Source organism: Bacillus sp. XT-4, from assembly GCF_050864245.1.
GTDB classification, from domain to species: Bacteria; Bacillota; Bacilli; order Bacillales; family Bacillaceae; genus Bacillus; species Bacillus altitudinis.
Genome location: NZ_JBPAFI010000001.1, coordinates 596,867 through 613,672, shown reverse-complemented (window position 1 = coordinate 613,672; position 16,806 = coordinate 596,867). Strand labels below are relative to the sequence as shown.

Genomic DNA, 16,806 nt, shown 5'->3' with positions numbered 1-16,806 from the left:
AATGAAGCCAAAAACAATGATGATTCATAGTGGAATCACTGGTGATGAAAAAACAGGAGCCGTGTCTGTTCCCATTTACCAAGTCAGCACCTATAAGCAGCCTAAAGCAGGCGAGCACACTGGATATGAATATTCCAGAACTGCGAATCCAACAAGAACAGCACTGGAAACAGTCATTCGTGATCTTGAAGGCGGGGCAAACGGCTATGCATTCGGTTCAGGGATGGCTGCAATTACAGCTGTGATGATGCTGTTTAACAGCGGAGATCATATCGTACTGACTGACGACGTGTACGGCGGAACCTATCGTGTGATGACAAAGGTGCTCAACCGGATTGGCATTAAAGCCACATTTGTAGACACAAGTGATCCTGAAGCGGTGAAAAAAGCAATTTTACCAGAAACAAAAGCCGTCTATATTGAATCACCAACCAATCCATTGCTGAAAATGACCGATCTACAAGCCATAAGCCGGATCACAAAAGAAGCTGGCATCTTGATGATTGTCGATAATACGTTTTTTACCCCATATTTTCAAAAGCCGATTTCATATGGGGCTGACATTGTCTTGCACAGTGCCACAAAATATTTAGGCGGCCATAGTGATGTGGTGGGCGGACTTGTCGTGACAGCTACTGAAGAGCTTGGTGAAGAACTGCACTTTGTTCAAAATTCTACAGGCGGTATTCTTGGACCGCAAGATGCGTGGCTTCTAATGCGAGGGATGAAAACGCTCGGACTAAGAATGGAAGCACATCAACAAAACGCGCAGAAAATCGCTGAGTTTTTAGAACAGCATCCTGCGATTACACGTGTCTATTACCCAGGTTTAAGCGCTCACCCAGGTCATGAGCTTGCAAAAACTCAAGCAACAGGCTTTGGCGGTATGATTTCTTTTGATATTGGAAAAGAAGAAAATGTCGACGTGTTTTTAAGCCAATTGAAATTGTTTACAATCGCAGAAAGCCTAGGGGCGGTTGAAAGTTTAATCTCTGTTCCTGCTCGCATGACCCATGCATCCATTCCAAAAGAGCGCAGAGAAGAGCTTGGTATCACAGATGGTTTAATCCGTATTTCTGTCGGTATTGAGGATATTGATGACTTATTACATGATATTGAACAAGGGCTCGACACAGTAACGAATGGATAGATTTACATGCCCCTCGCTTTCTCTCACTATGGTAAGCTATCAATAGACATTGATAACGGGAAGGTGAAACAAGTGAAGAAAAAGTGGGATGGTTTAGTGACAGATTACAAGCAATACGCTTTTATTTTGCTTGCTGTCAGCACCTTTTTATATATTGGTACGATTTTACCGAATCAGCACATAGAAGCATCACCAAAAATGCTGATGCTGGCAGTTGATTGTGTTTTCCTATTGGCTGCTTTTCTTTGCGTGAAACGTGCGATCTTTTTTCAAAAAAAGCTACAAGAACTAGATGAAGATTAAGTCGAAAAGTCTCCTCATATGATGAGGAGACTTTCAGCGTGTAGACAAACCCTCGCATTCTTTGTCAGTCCTGCGTGCCGGTGCTCACGAAACAGTCTGAAGTTTCCTCATGTGATGAGGAAACTTTTTTTAATTACACTGGATAATCGGACAAGAATCACTGTAGAAATTTAGTCAAACACACAAAAATCATCTAATTTACTAAAAACAGGTTTACAAAATGGTGCTTGCTGGATATACTTACAAAGTAATTAAAAACGTAAAGGAGGCTGAAGAATATGTTATTCGTATCTACTTGTGATCAATTCAACAACCAATTTCATCATGTCATCAGCCTGTGGAAGAGCTCGTGTCCTTCCTTTACCTTTTACGGTTCACGCTACAAAACTGTTTAAGTAAACGAGGATTTCACGTATCATCCATCGCAGGTTAGAAGACACTGTCTTTTGATCTGCATTTTTGTGTGCCCGCAGGTCAACTGATAAAGAAGATCTGCGGGCTATTTCGCGTGCTGCGAACTGAAGGGAGGTGAGCGTATATGACAATCCATTTATTTTTTATTACTTTGACGATCCAACGTAAATACAAGGACATTGAAACCGTTCTTTATGAACAACAAGTCGAAACATTTTATGAAGAAATGAAGCAGAAACAACTAAAGTACATGAACTAAAAAGGACAATAAAAACATGAAAAGGAGGAGATTGACATGTTTATGATGCTTGCAATGCTTGATTGTTATACAAGGGAGAAGGACCAGGTTTAGACACGCTCCACATTGATCACCTGCACATATGATAACCGTAAAAAGAGATTGTGAGGTGATCAATGAATGTCGATGTCACCATATATGAGGTTTCCGTCAGTGGGGCACGGGTATGCGTCTATTCCGCATTCTTTAAAGCACGGATACGGCAATCCATACAGAATGCAAAGAGAGCAAGAAGAAATGCTCAGACGCTATATGTACAATTATCCAACCTATTGGTATTAAAGAAAAGGAGCAGGAAACGTTATCGTTTCCTGCTCCTTTTACATTAGCAAATCCAGCTTGCACCGATGATGATTAACAAAATGAACAGTACAACAAGCAATGCGAATCCGCCTGCAAAACCGCCACCGTAGCCACCGCAGTAGCCTCCAGAATAACCGCCAAAGCCCATAATCTAGCACCACCTTTATCTAATCAAGATACATTCATAAAATATGCAGCTCATGCGGAAAACGAAATCAATCTGAGCACAATTAATGAAAATGCCTATTTGTTTAAATATTTTTCATGACGTGCGAAACATTTTCAGAAAAGGTGCCGTCTAATAAAAGACAAAGAAATTAGGACTAGGTCTTAACTTTTGTTAGGCGAGAGCCGATATGAAAAGTAAGAAAATTCGTAAATAGTTTTATTTACTGGTGCAAAGCAGGTGTTGACATTGATTCAAAGCTGGATTGGAAAACAAATGAGGGAACCAAAGGGCTTGTTCTCAAAATGGGTTGCCCGCTATATGGAAAAAAATCATCATAATATCAATCAATGGACGATTCAACTCTTAAATATACAAGAAAACGACCGGATTTTAGAAATTGGTACTGGAAGAGGTATGACATTATCTAAAGTAGCGGAAAAACTTGATCGAGGGAAAGTATATGGAATCGATGCTTCGCGTCATATGGTAAAATACGCGAAAAGAAAACATAAGAGGCTTGTCGAGCAGGAAAAAGCCGTTATCACACTTGGAAAAGCTGAGCAATTACCTTTTGAAGACAGATCATTCAATAAATTGTTCACAGTGCAGACCATCTATTACTTGCCAGATATCGAACAAGTCATGAAAGAGGTATATCGTGTTCTTCAAGTGGATGGAGAAGTATTCTTATCTTTTCAAAAGCAGGAACTAATGAAGGAACAAAAACGCCCACAGTCTCTTTCAACGTACAGTGAAGAAGACATCAGCTGTCTTTTTTCAGCGTATCACTTTAGAGACGTCTCTGTTTACCATTATGATACATACATCTGTATCAAAGCCTTAAAATGATGAAAATATTTCCCAGGTAATGAACAAGCACTCAAAAAAAGGCTCTTCGCCAGAAGGGCCTTTTTTGCATGTGGGAATTGATCATTCATCAATAAAAAAGACTCTTCACAAGAAGAGTCTTTTGCATTCATTTCATATGTAGGGGCCAGCCAGGTGTGTAAGGAATGATAGTATATATAAGGAATTTGTTTGTCGATTAAGGATACCTGTCTGGCTTATTCCTTATATCGACAATGTTCTGCAAATGTTTAGCTTTTTTTTCAATATTTTCTTTTTTATTTGACTGGAAAATACATTTTTCTCTCCTAGATAGACATTTGTCACTTATTTTTTGAGTCAATGTGCGGTTAAAAGAAGGAAAAAGCCCGAGAAAGAGAGAATTTTGGAGAGACTTCATTTTTAAACAAAAAGGGAGGAATGAAAACATGTCGGGAAACAAAGGTGTCGTTTACAAAGGAGCAGGAAATGTAGCAGTTGAGGATATTGGATACCCTGATTTGGTTTTAAGGGATGGCCCTGGTGTACCTAAAGCCAATGTTGGACGTAAGTGTGAGCATGGCGTCATTTTAAAAGTAGTGACAACAAACATTTGCGGGAGCGACCAGCACATGGTAAGAGGGCGCACAACTGCGCCTGAAGGACTTGTCCTTGGTCATGAAATTACTGGTGAAGTCGTTGAAGTTGGACGAGATGTAGAGTTTATCCAAAAGGGTGATCTCGTATCAGTTCCGTTTAATATTGCCTGTGGCCGTTGCGTCATGTGTAAGGAACAAAAAACCCATGTGTGTTTAAATGTGAACCCCGATCGACCTGGCTCAGCTTATGGATATGTAGATATGGGCGGATGGGTTGGCGGCCAATCGGAGTACGTCATGGTGCCATATGCTGATTTCCAGCTACTCAAATTTCCGGACAAAGATCAGGCGATGGAAAAAATACTTGATTTGACGATGCTTTCTGATATTTTCCCGACAGGTTTTCATGGTGCGTATTCGGCTGGCGTAAAACCAGGCTCTACTGTCTATATTGCTGGTGCAGGGCCAGTAGGTCTTGCAGCAGCGCATTCCGCTCAGCTCCTTGGCGCTTCTGCTGTCATCGTCGGCGATCTCAATGAACAAAGGCTCGAGCAGGCGAGAAGCTTTGGCTGCGAAACGATTAATTTACGAAAACATGATCGAATCGGTGAACAAATGACAAACATCCTTGGAGAGCCAGAAGTCGACTGTGCGGTCGATTGTGTCGGTTTTGAAGCTTCAGGTCATGGAGATCAAGGAGAAGCACCAGCCACCGTTTTAAATACAATTATGGATATTACCAAAGTTGGCGGTAAGCTTGGAATTCCAGGACTTTACGTCACAGAAGATCCAGGTGCTGTGGATGAAGATGCAAAAGTTGGATCTCTGAAAGTGCGAATTGGACTTGGCTGGGCCAAAGCCCATACCTTTGTGACAGGCCAAACCCCTGTCATGCAATATCACCGCAGCTTGATGAAATCTATTTTAAGCGGAAGAGCACAAATCGCCAAAGCCGTTAATGCGACCGTCATTTCCCTTGATCAAGCCCCTAAAGGATATAGCGATTTTGATTCGGGTGTGGCGAAGAAATTTGTGATTGACCCGCATGGTATGATTTCTAAATAATGATCCATCGAAAAAAACTTACAGGATTTTTCCTGTAAGTTTTTTTGTTTATAAATATAAAAAGACCTATACTGTTCTTCTACATTTCATAACGTGATAAAATGAGTAAATTGGAAAAAATGATCTTTAGTTGAAAGACATACCATAAAACAGTTGGCAATGATTGGACAGGATTATGATAGATAGGAAGAATGATAGGAAGAATAGAGGAGAGATTGCGATTGCTAAAAGTACAAAACATCATCAAAAATTATGAAGGTAAACAAGTATTAAAAGGGGTTAGCTTCCACTTAAAACAAGGTGAATCATTTGGACTGTTGGGCCCTAATGGTGCAGGGAAATCAACCTTAATCGGTATCATGACAGGACTTATACATGCAACGAGCGGGACTATTACGATTGGAGGCATTGATCTACATAAAGAAACAAAGCATGCACAGCAATTGATTGGCATTGTTCCGCAAGAGATCGCTTTATATTTAGATATGTCAGCAAAAGAAAATTTAACGTTTTGGGGGAAAATGTATGGACTTAAAGGAGAAGAATTAAAAAGCAGAGTACAAGAAATCCTTGAATTAATTGGTCTGGGCAATAGAGCGAATGATAAGGTGAAAGTATTCTCAGGAGGGATGAAAAGAAGAGTGAATATCGGATGTGCGATTTTGCATCGGCCAAAACTATTAATAATGGATGAGCCTACAGTGGGTATAGACCCGCAATCCAGAAATCATATATTAGAAACAGTTAAAACGCTAAATAGTGAAGGAATGACGATTATTTATACGAGTCATTACATGGAGGAAGTCGAATATCTATGTGAAAAAATAGCTATTATGGATCAAGGTTCTTTCATTAAGGTAGGTGATTTAAGTGAATTGGCTGAGCTTGTTGGAGAAAAAAGAGAAATCATTTTTACGATTAAATGTGAACAAGGACAAAAGGATATGGAGCGAGTGTGCCAATATATAAATGAATATCACCCACTGAATGACTTTATGGTGCAGGGAAATCAAATCAAATTATTTGATGACAATCCTCAGCATTTACTAAGTCAACTTATTCAAGGTGTAACCGAATTAAATGTTCAATTAATTTCAGCAGAAGTTGTAGAACCAAATTTAGAAAATGTATTCTTGTATTTCACAGGTAAGAAATTACGAGACTAGACCGAATAGAGGTGAGCATATGAGCATTTGGGTTGTACTGAAAGATCTATTATTGTTTTTTAGGGATAAGAAAAGCTTTTTTACACTTTTTTTTATGCCTATCATATTAATTGCTATATTAGGTGCAGCATTTGGAGATAACATGAAGAAAGATAGCGAAATTAGGATCAATTCATTTCGAGTAGGAATAACAGATCAAGATAAGTCCGCTACAAGTAAAATGTTTCTTTCAACATTGTCTAAGAGTGAACTCAGTGACATATTTGAAGTGAAGGTCACCTCGAAAAATCAGCTAGAGAAAGATTTAAATAGTAGAGACATTACAATGGGTATAATCATAAAGCCGAATTTTGAAAAAAGCCTATTAAATCATGATCATGTGCAATTGAATATTTTGAAAGGACCTAATTCAAGCTTACAGGAAATGGTCCTAGAAAATGTGGTTTTGCAATTCTTTCAAAATTATCATATGAATCGTATTCTGGTGCCGTTGAATCAAGGTAAAGAAGTGGAGGTCGTGTCTGATCAACTGAAAAAAGAACTAGTGAACGAAAGGAATATTCATATCAACAGCCAGCCGATTACATCCTTCCAATACTACGCAGGCGGGATGGGTGTGCTTTTTTTATTAATGACTGTTGTTTTCTTGGTTGGCAGTATGATAGAGGAAAAAGAAGAAGAAGTTTATAAAAGACTACTAGTATCAAAATTAAACAATACTAGTTATATCATTGGAAAGTTATTGGGCATTATTTTAATGAGTATGATTCAACTTGCGGTCATTATTTTATTTACTAGCTTTATCTTTAAGGTGAACTGGGGAGAGCCTTTTACTGTTGTTATGATCGGATGTAGTTTTATATTAAATGCTGCGGGTTTCGGGGTGCTGATTGGTTCTTTTATCAAAAGAGAAAAAACGTTTAATAGTGTGGGGATTTTAGGCACTCAAGTGTTAGCTGCTTTAGGCGGAAGTATGGTGCCCTTATACTTATTCCCACAATGGGTGATTGATACCAGCTATTTTTTACCTAATTCTCTTGCACTTCAAATGTTTTTGAAAAGTATGGCAGGTGCTGATTTTAGTGAAATACAAAACGGATTATTACTTAGCTGTGGGATGGGAATGGCTTTCTTCATCATTGCTTTATTAAGAATGTCTTTTGAAAGGAAGCATCGTTATGCATAAAATATTAGCCATTATCACGTTAAAGTTAAAAGAAACATTAAAGTCCCCATTGACCCTCATTTTTTTATTTGTGATGCCAATTGTATTTAGTTTTATCTTTGGTAGTACCGCATCTGATACAAAGAAACCGACAGTTGCTTTTATTCTAGAGCCCAGTCAAGGTAAACTAGATCAAGAAATTTTTCAAATTCTCGAAAAAAACACCAAATTTCTCTGGGTAAAGGCAACTGAAAGCGACGCAAAAGATTTAGTATCTGAAGAAAAGGTAGTTGCGTCTGTGAAAGTCGTAAACCAATTAAAGTCCCATCTAAAAGAAAATAAAGAGATTTTTGATGTGACAGTTTATAAAAAAACTGAAGAATATGCAGTCTTATCTCCCTATTTAAAAGAGACAGCTGCCATCATTTATCAAATCAATCAGGGTGTGAAAGAGCAGAAAAGTGTTTCTCTCACCAATGCATTGAACAAGTTAAATGAATCTGGTACGATTTCATTGGCCGAAAAAAATCAAAATGGTCAAGCAAGCCAGCAACCAAATTTAATACCGCTTGGCTTTACCATTATGTTTATGATGTTTGCGATTTCAAGCTCTTTGTCATCTATACATTCGGAGTATAAAAATTATACATGGCAAAGATTGCTTTCGAGTCCCATCCATAAAATATATGTACTTCTGGGCTATTTAATAGCATATTTCCTTCTTGGATGGATACAATTGGGTGTTCTTTTGACCATCTTATCTATTTTCTTTAATGTCTACTTAGGCAACCTGTTTCTTATCTTATTGTTCGGATCATTTGTTATAGGCCTTGTCGTAAGTTTAGGATTTATGATAGCTACTTTATCTCAAACAAAAAAACAAGCTGAAATCTTTAGTGCAATTGTCATTGTAGGATCGTGCATGCTGGGTGGTATTTATTGGCCTTTAGATATCGTTCCAGACATTATGAAGAAGATTTCTTTGACTATACCGCAAACATGGATGATGTCTGGTTTTGGTGAGATCATGAGCGGCAATGTTAATCTTTCTATCTTATTATTAGATGCGACGGTTTTAATTGCTTTTACGGTGGTCTTTATGATCATTGGTTTGAAGAGTATCAGATCCTATTAATCCTTTGTTCTTCTAAAAAGCCCTCTATAGCTATGTAGAGGGCTTTTTGTATACACGTGATTTACTTTAAATGATTGGATAACTCGTTAATATTTAATGGTGAAAGAAATTGAAGGCTGCCCAAGTAAATATTTCACATTACCCATTGAGAAGGATATATTCCTCTGTTAAATCAACAAACGCCTTCAAAGCAGGAGACATCCATTTATTTTTATGCCAGAATAGTTGGATTTTCGTTGTGAGACAGGGTCCCATCCAATTGATTTTAATCATATGGCCTTCTGTTATTTCTCTTTTTATAGAAATTTCGGGAAGTACAGCAATTCCTAGACCAGCCATTACACATTTTTTTATGGCTTCTACATCTGCTAGTTCTAGTTTACTTCTCGGTTTTGCTCCTGCCTGTGTCAAAGAGTGTTCGAAGGCATAACGATAATCGCAGTCTTCAGTTAACAACAATCTTTGCTCGTCTAAATCGATAGGATATACTTTTTGTTTTTTGCTCAATGGATTTGTTGGACAGCATACAATGGCCATCGGTTCATCTTTTAGTTCTTTTACAATTAAATGTGAGGATACGACAGGATTCATCGATAATAGGGCGACATCAATTTGTCCTTCCAGTAATAGATTTAAAACATCCTTTTCAGCTATTCCGGGACGGAAAATCAGTTCTACTTTAGGATACGTTGTTTGAAAGTCCGTTAAAATATGAGGAAGTCGATAGGTACATTGTGTTTCAGATGCACATATTCTTAAAATGCCGCTTGGCTCACTCATCCCACCAACAGCCTCTAATGCTTCTCCTGTTAAACCTAAAATCTTATCCGTATAATCTTGAAACTTCATGCCAGCTTCAGTTAAAATGACCCTTTTTCCAAGCCTTTCAAATAGAGGGGTTCCTAGCTCTTCTTCTAATGCAGCGATATTTGCTGTGATACTTGATTGAGCATAGCCAAGTATTTGTGCTGTTTTTGTAAAGTTTAATACTTTTGATGCTGTTTGGAACATCATCAGTTGCTTTATTTCCAACGTCAATCCCTCCTAAATCGGATGAGCCGATTGATGCAATCAGAAAACTTCTATAGATAGATCATAACATTTTTACTATGATAAAAGTAGGCGCTTTCATTATTTAGAATGTTCAGATTTTATAGGGGGGATGGCTTTGTTTGAAACGATTGTCAATTCAATAAATGACTTTTTATGGACATATATTTTAGTCGTTATGTTAATAGGGATTGGAATCTACTTTACGGTGAGAATGAAGTTTATGCAAATTGTCTTACTAAAAGAGATCTTCCGTTCTATTTTTGAAAAAGCCCCAAAAATAAAAGGGAGTCAAGACATTTCTTCAATGCAAGCTTTCTTTATCGGAGCAGCGACGAGGATTGGAACTGGAAATATGGCAGGTGTTGCTATTGCCATCACAGTTGGTGGTCCTGGAGCTATTTTCTGGATGTGGTTTGCAGCGGTTTTAGGGGGAGCTTCTGCATTTGTCGAAAGCACACTCGCTCAAATATATAAAGTGAGAACAAGTGATGGTTTTAAAGGGGGGCCAGGCTATTATATACAAAAGCAATTTGGACTGAAATGGCCAAGTAGGATCTTTGCCTTTTCTGTTATTATTAGTTTTGGCTTAATTTTTAATGCAGTACAAACGAACACCATCACAAATGCCTTTCGATATTCATTTGGTATCAGTCCAATTGGCATGGGGGTATTCGTAACCATTCTTACGGCTCTCATCATTTTTGGTGGTGTAAAGAGAATTGCCCGCTTTACCCAAATCATTGTGCCAATCATGTCCTCGTTTTATATTATCTTAGCACTTTATGTGATTGTGACAAATATCGCTGATGTACCCGCAGCATTAGCAAGTATTATGAAAAGTGCGTTTGGATTAGAGCAAATGGTTGGAGGCGGAATCGGCGCTGCAATAATGAACGGTGTCAAACGCGGTTTATTTTCCAATGAAGCAGGAATGGGAAGTGCGCCAAATGCGGCTGCTGCTGCCCATGTTTCACACCCAGTAAAACAAGGGTTTGTTCAATTATTAGGCGTATTTTTTGATACATTAGTTGTTTGTAGTTGTACAGCATTTATTATTATGCTATCAACAGTAGAAACAGCAGGTGATTTGTCAGGTATTGAAATTACTCAAGCTGCAATGGCGCAGCATTTCGGTTCTTGGGCTAGTATTTTCTTAGCATTTGCGATCTTTACTTTTGCATTTAGCTCCATTGTAGGTGGCTACTATTACGGTGAAGCCAATATCGGTTTTATTCATAACAGTGTAACCGCGCTATTCGTGTATCGAATCACTGTTTTAATGATGATTATGTTTGGTGCTCTCGCCAACTTACAAATCGTTTGGACGTTAGCGGACTTGTCGATGGCGATTATGGCTATTGTTAACTTGGTTGCCATTGCGATTTTAGGCAAATTTGCTTTTGCGGCTCTAAATGATTACATGGGACAAAGAAAGGTAGGAAAGAACCCTGTTTTTTACGCTTCTACCATTCCCGGTTTAAAAGGAATAGAATGGTGGGGAGCAGAAAAACAAGCAATTAAATCAACAAATGAAGGGGTAGAAAATCAATGATAAATTTTGAATATGATTGTCATACGAAAATGATCATGGGGGCGGGGAAATCTAAAGATATTGCCTCTATTGTAGAGGACATTGTATTGCCTAGTGCTACAATTATGATTGTAACTGACCCTGGTGTAAAAAGCGCAGGATTGGTGACGCCTATTGAAGCCTATTTGCAAGAAGCTGGTTATTCCGTTGTCGTCTTTGATCAAGTATCTCCAAACCCTAGAGATCATGAATGTCTAACGGGTGCAGAGCTCTTTAGAAAAGTACAAGCATCAGCGGTTATTGCGATTGGTGGAGGCAGCCCAATGGATACGGCAAAAGCCATAGCTTTATTAGGTCCAAATGGCGGTAATCCTGAAGAGTATATAGCAGGCAAGAAAGCGTACACAAATGTATCACCCTTAATTTGTATTCCAACCACGGCTGGAACTGGCTCTGAGGTGACCCGTTCATCTGTGATTACGTTAGCTGCTTCACATAAAAAAATCACCTTAAAACATGCCTTGCTTCGACCAACTATTGCGATTTTGGATCCTGCTCTTACTTCTACGGTGCCAAAAAGTATAACAGCGGCAACAGGTGTTGATGCACTGGTCCATGCGATTGAAGGCTATACATGTAAAGAAACAAACCCTATATCTAAGGCGATGGGAGCAAGCGCAATGAAAACCATTGTGACCTATTTACCGAAGGCGTATGAAGACGGGTCTGATTTAGAAGCAAGATACAAAATGCAGGAAGGCAGTTTACTCGCTGGCTTATGCTTCGGTTCTGCTGATGTAGCAGCCGTACATTGTTTAGCCGAAGCGCTCGGCAGTCTTTATGATACGCCTCATGGTATCGCAAATGCTGTGTTTTTACCTTATGTCATACAATTTAATGCAGCTGAAAACAAATCATTGCACATAGAGCTTGCAAACATCATGGGCTTTGCAGATAAAACGGATGCAGATGATGTGGCGATTCAAAAATTAATGGATGGTATGTATACATTCACAAAGAATTTAGGTATTCCATCACTAAAAGAATTATCTTATGTAAAAGTAGAGGATTTTGAAAAAATGGCTCAACTAGCAGAACAAAATAACTCTACAAAAAGCAATGTTCGTGCCGTTACGAAAGCGGACTACTTAGATATACTAAAGGCTGCTTTTTCATATAGTCATACAGAAAAAGAGCCGAATAGAATGACTGAATGATAAACACAAACTTTCCCAGACTTTACACAAGAAGCAAACGACTATGTCGTCAATATGGAGAATTACAAATATACCACCCTCCTAATGTATGATTTAGGTGGTGGTTTTTCTATGTCCCATTTGACTAGGTATCATGTATACATGAGTGGTATGATAGACGACAACATCTCATGAGAGAAAGGATAGGATAAACGATGAATTTTCACAATAAAACAGTCGTTATCACTGGCGCAGCCAATGGAATTGGTGAATCGATCGCGTATGGCTATGCGAAAGAAGGGGCGCGTGTCGTGCTTGCGGATATTGACGAAGAGAAGGGCAAGCGCTTGGAAGATCAGCTGAAAAAGGAGTCCTTTGAGGCTTTTTTTAAAAAAACGGATGTGAAACAAGAGAAGGATATTCAAGACATCATGTCGGCTGCCGTGGCACGTTATCAAACGATCGATATTCTCATCAATAATGCAGGGGTTATGTGTACAAAATCGCCTTATGAGCTAACGGTTGATGAGTTTGATCATGTGCTGCATACAAACCTACGAGGTGCTTTTTTATGTGCAAGGGAAGCGGCACGTTATATAAAAGAGAATCAATCAGGCGGTTCTATCGTTAATATCTCATCCACTCGCGCGACCATGTCAGAACCAGATACAGAAGCGTATGCTGCATCAAAAGGCGGGATATCAGCACTTACTCATGCGCTGGCTGTTTCCTTTAGTCAGGATCATATAACAGTAAACAGCATTTCCCCTGGGTGGATTGAAACGAAGGATGAGAAAAATTTGCGAGAAATTGACCATCAGCAGCATCTTTCCAATCGAGTAGGAACGCCAAAGGATATTGTCAAAGCTTGTTTTTATTTAACAGATGAAGACAATCAATTTGTGACAGGAACAGATTTGGTTGTTGATGGCGGCATGACTAGGAAAATGATTTATGCGGATTAACATGAAAAAAACATTGACGCCTTGACGGAGGCGCAGTACAATATGTAACAATTCAGCTGAAGATCGTGATGAAAAAAAGATAAAGCGCAAATAGAGAAGAGTATGTAATGGCTGCCTCACACAGAGAACTCCGTAAAGCTGAGAAGGAGCTGGGAAGCGTTACAGAACCAAGCCTCTTAGCTCTGTACCGGATTCATTGTGATGGTGGTGCAGCGGCATTCTCCCGTTATAGAGAAGGGTTAGCGATAACCTGCTGAGGTTCATCTGGTAACAGGTGAATGAACTGAGGTGGCAACGCGGAGTCAATCCCGTCCTCAAGACAGAAATGTCTTGGGGGCGGGATTTTTTTTGATGACAAAAAGGAGGGCACTACGATGAAAAAACATTGGCGGGATATGAGCATGTTACTTGGAGCGATTGGTATTGCGAACATAGGAGAATGGATTTATATGATTGCTCTCCACCTGCTGATTTTTCAGGAAACGGGCTCCGTTCTTGCTGTAACAGCCGTCTATATGTTAAGACCTGTCTCGGCTCTTTTAACAAATAGCTGGTCTGGTAGTTTAGTAGATAGACTGAATCAGCGGAATGTCATGATCAGTCTAGATCTATGCCGGGCCGTTCTGATTGCTTGTTTACCCTTTGCCTTATTTTCAGGCCACTTATTGATCGTATATGTGATGCTATTTCTCATTCATATGGCACAAGCCATGTTTCATCCAGCTTCGATGGTGTATATGACAGCACTAATCCCGGCGGATAAACGAAAACGGTTTAATGCCATTCGATCTTTGCTTCAGTCTGGTGGATTTTTACTCGGACCTGCCGTAGCAGGGTTGCTTTTTCTCATTGGTACACCAGTCCTTTCAATTTATGTAAATGCAATCTGCCTTTTGATATCTGCTGTTTTGACGATGTGTTTACCGACTTTGTCAAAAGCAGCCGGGGCACAAAAAGGCTTTTCACTCTCGGTATTAAAGGAAGATGCAAAACTTGTCTTTCATTTCAGTCTCACATCCCGTCAAGTGATGACCGTGTATTTATTATTTAGTGCCGCCATCACGGTGCTGCCGACTGCCATTGACTCACTTGAAGCAGCTTTTGCAAAGGAAGTGCTGATGTTGACCAATACCGAATATGGGTTTCTTGTCAGTGTAGCTGGAGCAGGGATTATCGCAGGGGCATGTCTCAATACGGTCATTGTCGAAAGGCTGCCTATTTCAGTGATGCTTGGTGCGGGAAGTTTGTTAGTGGCTTTTGGATACTTGATCTATGCTTTTTCAAGCACATTGACTGTCGCAGCAGCTGGCTTTTTTGTTCTCGCTTTCTTTTTAGCATTTGCAAACACCGGTTTTATGACTTTTTATCAAACGAATATCCCGGTAGAGGTTATGGGGAGAGTGGCAAGTTTTTATGCGTTATGTGAAGCTGTTCTGACGATGATGATGACAGGAATATGCGGCGCATTGGCGCATGTGTTATCGATACGTACTTCTGTCATAATTGGCTGCCTATGTATGCTTCTTATTTGTCTGTTGCTATGTTTTGTCATTTTTCGTCCATTGACTGTCAAAAAAATAGTGCATCTTACTTAGAAAATTAAAAAAATTATGTTATCATTATTTAAGTAAGTTAATTAAATTGATGAGAAAAGGAGTCTTACAAATGAAAGCACTACGCTGGCACGATCAAAAGGACATTCGACTAGAGGAAATTGACGAACCAACAGTTGCTCCAGGAAAAGTGAAACTGAAAGTAAAATGGTGCGGCATTTGTGGTAGTGATTTACATGAATATTTAGGCGGACCGATCTTCATTCCTGTGAACGAACCTCATCCACTTACAAAAGAAAAAGCACCCATTACATTGGGACACGAGTTCTCTGGTGAAATTGTAGAAGTTGGAGAAGGTGTGAGTAATTACAAAGTAGGCGATCGAGTGGTTGTTGAACCTATTTTTGCAACTCACGGGCACCAAGGTGCTTACAACTTAGATGAAAATATGGGCTTCTTAGGACTTGCTGGTGGCGGTGGAGGATTCTCTGAATATGTATCTGTCGATGAAGAATTACTTCATTTGTTACCAGACGAAATTTCATATGAGCAAGGTGCACTTGTTGAACCTTCTGCAGTTGCTTTATATGCGGTTCGTTCTAGTAAAGTGCAAGCTGGGGATACAGCAGCTGTGTTTGGCTGTGGACCAATCGGTTTACTTGTCATTGAAGCATTAAAAGCAGCTGGTGCTACTGACATTTATGCAGTGGAATTATCAAAAGAGCGCCAAGAAAAAGCAAAAGAACTTGGAGCGATCATTGTAGATCCTTCTCAGTATGAAGATGTTGTTCAAGAAATCGCACGCCGTACAAATGGTGGAGTCGATGTTTCTTTTGAAGTGACAGGTGTACCTGTTGTATTGAAGCAAGCAATCCAATCAACTAGAATTTCAGGTGAAACAGTCATTGTAAGCATTTGGGAAAAGGGCGCAGAAATTATGCCGAATGACATTGTCATTAAAGAACGTACAGTCAAAGGAATCATCGGCTATAGAGATGTTTTCCCATCTGTATTAAACTTAATGAGAAAAGGCTATTTCTCTGCAGATACACTCGTCACGAAAAAAATCAAGCTGGACGATGTGATCGAAGATGGCTTCCATGCATTAATCAATGAAAAAGATCAAGTGAAAATTTTAGTCAGTGCTGAATAAGTAGGACGATAAAGAGAATGGCAGATGCCGTTCTCTTTTTTTAACGTCCAAGAGATTTTCCGTACACGCTGACTCGTTTCTCTAACAAAGCAAAAGCGAGTTCAAAGAAAATGCTAAGCATCCAATAGATCAAAGCAGAGACGAGATACGTTTCTAAAAATTTGTAGCCGTCATTTGCAATGATGCGAGAGATTCCCATGATTTCCAGTACACCAATTGTAAACGAAAGGGACGTGGCTTTTAACAGCTGAATGAGCTGATTCCCTAGGTTTGGCAGGGCAACCACAAACGCTTGCGGTAAAATAATGCGAATCATCGCCTGTCTGGTGGTCATGCCAACGATTTTCGCCGCTTCAAGCTGCCCTCTGTCTACTGCAAGGAGTGCGCTGCGGACCACTTCTGTTAAATGTGCGGCTGAATGCAGGCTGAAGGTGATAAGGGCAACGGTAAGCGGGGAGACCATATCCGGGTGAAAGGTCAACCCAAAAGTGCTATTCATTTTGGTCAGAACAAATGGAATGCCATAAAAGAAAGCAAACAACTGAACAATGAGAGGTGTTCCTCTAAAAAATGAGACATAGAGCGTGACCAGCTGGCGGAGCACAGGGATACGAAAGAGGCGAATGAAAGCAAAAACAGATCCAATCAAAAGGCTCACAGCCATAGAAACAAGTGCAATCAATAAGGTAAAGGGAACGCCTTTTAGAATATGTGGTATTTGGTCAATCGCAAATGATATATCAATGGTTTGCATCAAATCGCC

The 16,806-nt window shown here is 39.5% G+C and carries 17 protein-coding genes; 14 read left to right on the top strand and 3 right to left on the bottom strand.

Features of this window, described 5'->3' with window-relative positions; all coding sequences use genetic code 11:
- Position 1: 1 nt before the first annotated feature.
- The 4 genes from ACRRMM_RS03280 (at position 2) to ACRRMM_RS03265 (ending at position 2,447) form a co-directional block, all read left to right on the top strand.
- Positions 2 to 1,150, top strand: a complete 1,149-nt coding sequence (locus tag ACRRMM_RS03280; RefSeq protein WP_407974436.1) for a bifunctional cystathionine gamma-lyase/homocysteine desulfhydrase — start codon at positions 2 to 4, stop codon at positions 1,148 to 1,150.
- Between the two features lie 72 nt (positions 1,151 to 1,222).
- Positions 1,223 to 1,453, top strand: coding sequence for a YrhC family protein (locus tag ACRRMM_RS03275; protein WP_017358091.1), 231 nt, complete (start codon positions 1,223 to 1,225; stop codon positions 1,451 to 1,453).
- 538 nt (positions 1,454 to 1,991) lie between these two features.
- Positions 1,992 to 2,126: a YrzI family small protein gene (locus ACRRMM_RS03270; RefSeq protein ID WP_008342648.1), complete on the top strand. Its 135-nt coding sequence runs from the start codon at positions 1,992 to 1,994 to the stop codon at positions 2,124 to 2,126.
- Between the two features lie 159 nt (positions 2,127 to 2,285).
- The gene (locus tag ACRRMM_RS03265; RefSeq protein WP_154666048.1) at positions 2,286 to 2,447 is read left to right on the top strand and encodes a hypothetical protein; all 162 of its coding nucleotides are present in this window, start codon (positions 2,286 to 2,288) and stop codon (positions 2,445 to 2,447) included.
- 43 nt (positions 2,448 to 2,490) lie between these two features.
- On the opposite strand, the gene ACRRMM_RS03260 is transcribed toward ACRRMM_RS03265, so the two are convergent.
- On the bottom strand, positions 2,491 to 2,616 hold the full coding sequence (locus ACRRMM_RS03260; RefSeq protein ID WP_008342643.1) for a YjcZ family sporulation protein: 126 nt from the start codon (positions 2,614 to 2,616) through the stop codon (positions 2,491 to 2,493).
- Positions 2,617 to 2,883: 267 nt separating this feature from the next.
- Here ACRRMM_RS03260 and ACRRMM_RS03255 point away from each other — a divergent pair, with 267 nt between their 5' ends.
- The 5 genes from ACRRMM_RS03255 (at position 2,884) to ACRRMM_RS03235 (ending at position 8,592) form a co-directional block, all read left to right on the top strand.
- A complete protein-coding gene (locus tag ACRRMM_RS03255; protein ID WP_428828464.1) occupies positions 2,884 to 3,486 on the top strand; it encodes a class I SAM-dependent methyltransferase in 603 nt (200 codons plus the stop codon).
- A 425-nt stretch (positions 3,487 to 3,911) separates the two neighbouring features.
- Positions 3,912 to 5,126 carry a formaldehyde dehydrogenase, glutathione-independent gene (gene fdhA, locus ACRRMM_RS03250; RefSeq protein WP_017367682.1) on the top strand — a complete coding sequence of 405 codons (1,215 nt, stop codon included), beginning with the start codon at positions 3,912 to 3,914 and terminating at the stop codon, positions 5,124 to 5,126.
- A 221-nt stretch (positions 5,127 to 5,347) separates the two neighbouring features.
- On the top strand, positions 5,348 to 6,292 hold the full coding sequence (locus ACRRMM_RS03245) for an ABC transporter ATP-binding protein (protein ID WP_144625308.1): 945 nt from the start codon (positions 5,348 to 5,350) through the stop codon (positions 6,290 to 6,292).
- 19 nt (positions 6,293 to 6,311) lie between these two features.
- Complete coding sequence (locus tag ACRRMM_RS03240) at positions 6,312 to 7,478, top strand: ABC transporter permease (RefSeq protein ID WP_249669021.1); 1,167 nt, start codon at positions 6,312 to 6,314, stop codon at positions 7,476 to 7,478.
- On the top strand, positions 7,471 to 8,592 hold the full coding sequence (locus ACRRMM_RS03235; RefSeq protein WP_249669013.1) for an ABC transporter permease: 1,122 nt from the start codon (positions 7,471 to 7,473) through the stop codon (positions 8,590 to 8,592). Before ACRRMM_RS03240 ends, ACRRMM_RS03235 begins: the two co-directional genes overlap by 8 nt.
- Positions 8,593 to 8,730: 138 nt before the next feature.
- Here ACRRMM_RS03235 and ACRRMM_RS03230 read toward each other — a convergent pair whose 3' ends face one another.
- A complete protein-coding gene (locus ACRRMM_RS03230) occupies positions 8,731 to 9,624 on the bottom strand; it encodes a LysR family transcriptional regulator (protein WP_008342630.1) in 894 nt (297 codons plus the stop codon).
- A 130-nt stretch (positions 9,625 to 9,754) separates the two neighbouring features.
- Between ACRRMM_RS03230 and ACRRMM_RS03225 the strand changes: the two genes are divergently transcribed.
- The 5 genes from ACRRMM_RS03225 (at position 9,755) to ACRRMM_RS03205 (ending at position 16,043) form a co-directional block, all read left to right on the top strand.
- Positions 9,755 to 11,197, top strand: a complete 1,443-nt coding sequence (locus tag ACRRMM_RS03225; RefSeq protein WP_187424760.1) for an alanine/glycine:cation symporter family protein — start codon at positions 9,755 to 9,757, stop codon at positions 11,195 to 11,197.
- Entirely contained in the window at positions 11,194 to 12,393 is a 1,200-nt protein-coding gene (locus tag ACRRMM_RS03220) for an iron-containing alcohol dehydrogenase (RefSeq protein ID WP_057079276.1), read from the top strand. Before ACRRMM_RS03225 ends, ACRRMM_RS03220 begins: the two co-directional genes overlap by 4 nt.
- Positions 12,394 to 12,587: 194 nt before the next feature.
- The gene (locus ACRRMM_RS03215) at positions 12,588 to 13,337 is read left to right on the top strand and encodes a glucose 1-dehydrogenase (RefSeq protein ID WP_017367675.1); all 750 of its coding nucleotides are present in this window, start codon (positions 12,588 to 12,590) and stop codon (positions 13,335 to 13,337) included.
- Positions 13,338 to 13,711: 374 nt separating this feature from the next.
- Positions 13,712 to 14,932: an MFS transporter gene (locus tag ACRRMM_RS03210; RefSeq protein WP_407974434.1), complete on the top strand. Its 1,221-nt coding sequence runs from the start codon at positions 13,712 to 13,714 to the stop codon at positions 14,930 to 14,932.
- Between the two features lie 70 nt (positions 14,933 to 15,002).
- Entirely contained in the window at positions 15,003 to 16,043 is a 1,041-nt protein-coding gene (locus ACRRMM_RS03205; protein WP_008342621.1) for a 2,3-butanediol dehydrogenase, read from the top strand.
- A gap of 40 nt (positions 16,044 to 16,083) precedes the next feature.
- On the opposite strand, the gene ACRRMM_RS03200 is transcribed toward ACRRMM_RS03205, so the two are convergent.
- Positions 16,084 to 16,797 carry an amino acid ABC transporter permease gene (locus tag ACRRMM_RS03200; protein ID WP_008342619.1) on the bottom strand — a complete coding sequence of 238 codons (714 nt, stop codon included), beginning with the start codon at positions 16,795 to 16,797 and terminating at the stop codon, positions 16,084 to 16,086.
- Positions 16,798 to 16,806 lie beyond the last annotated feature (9 nt).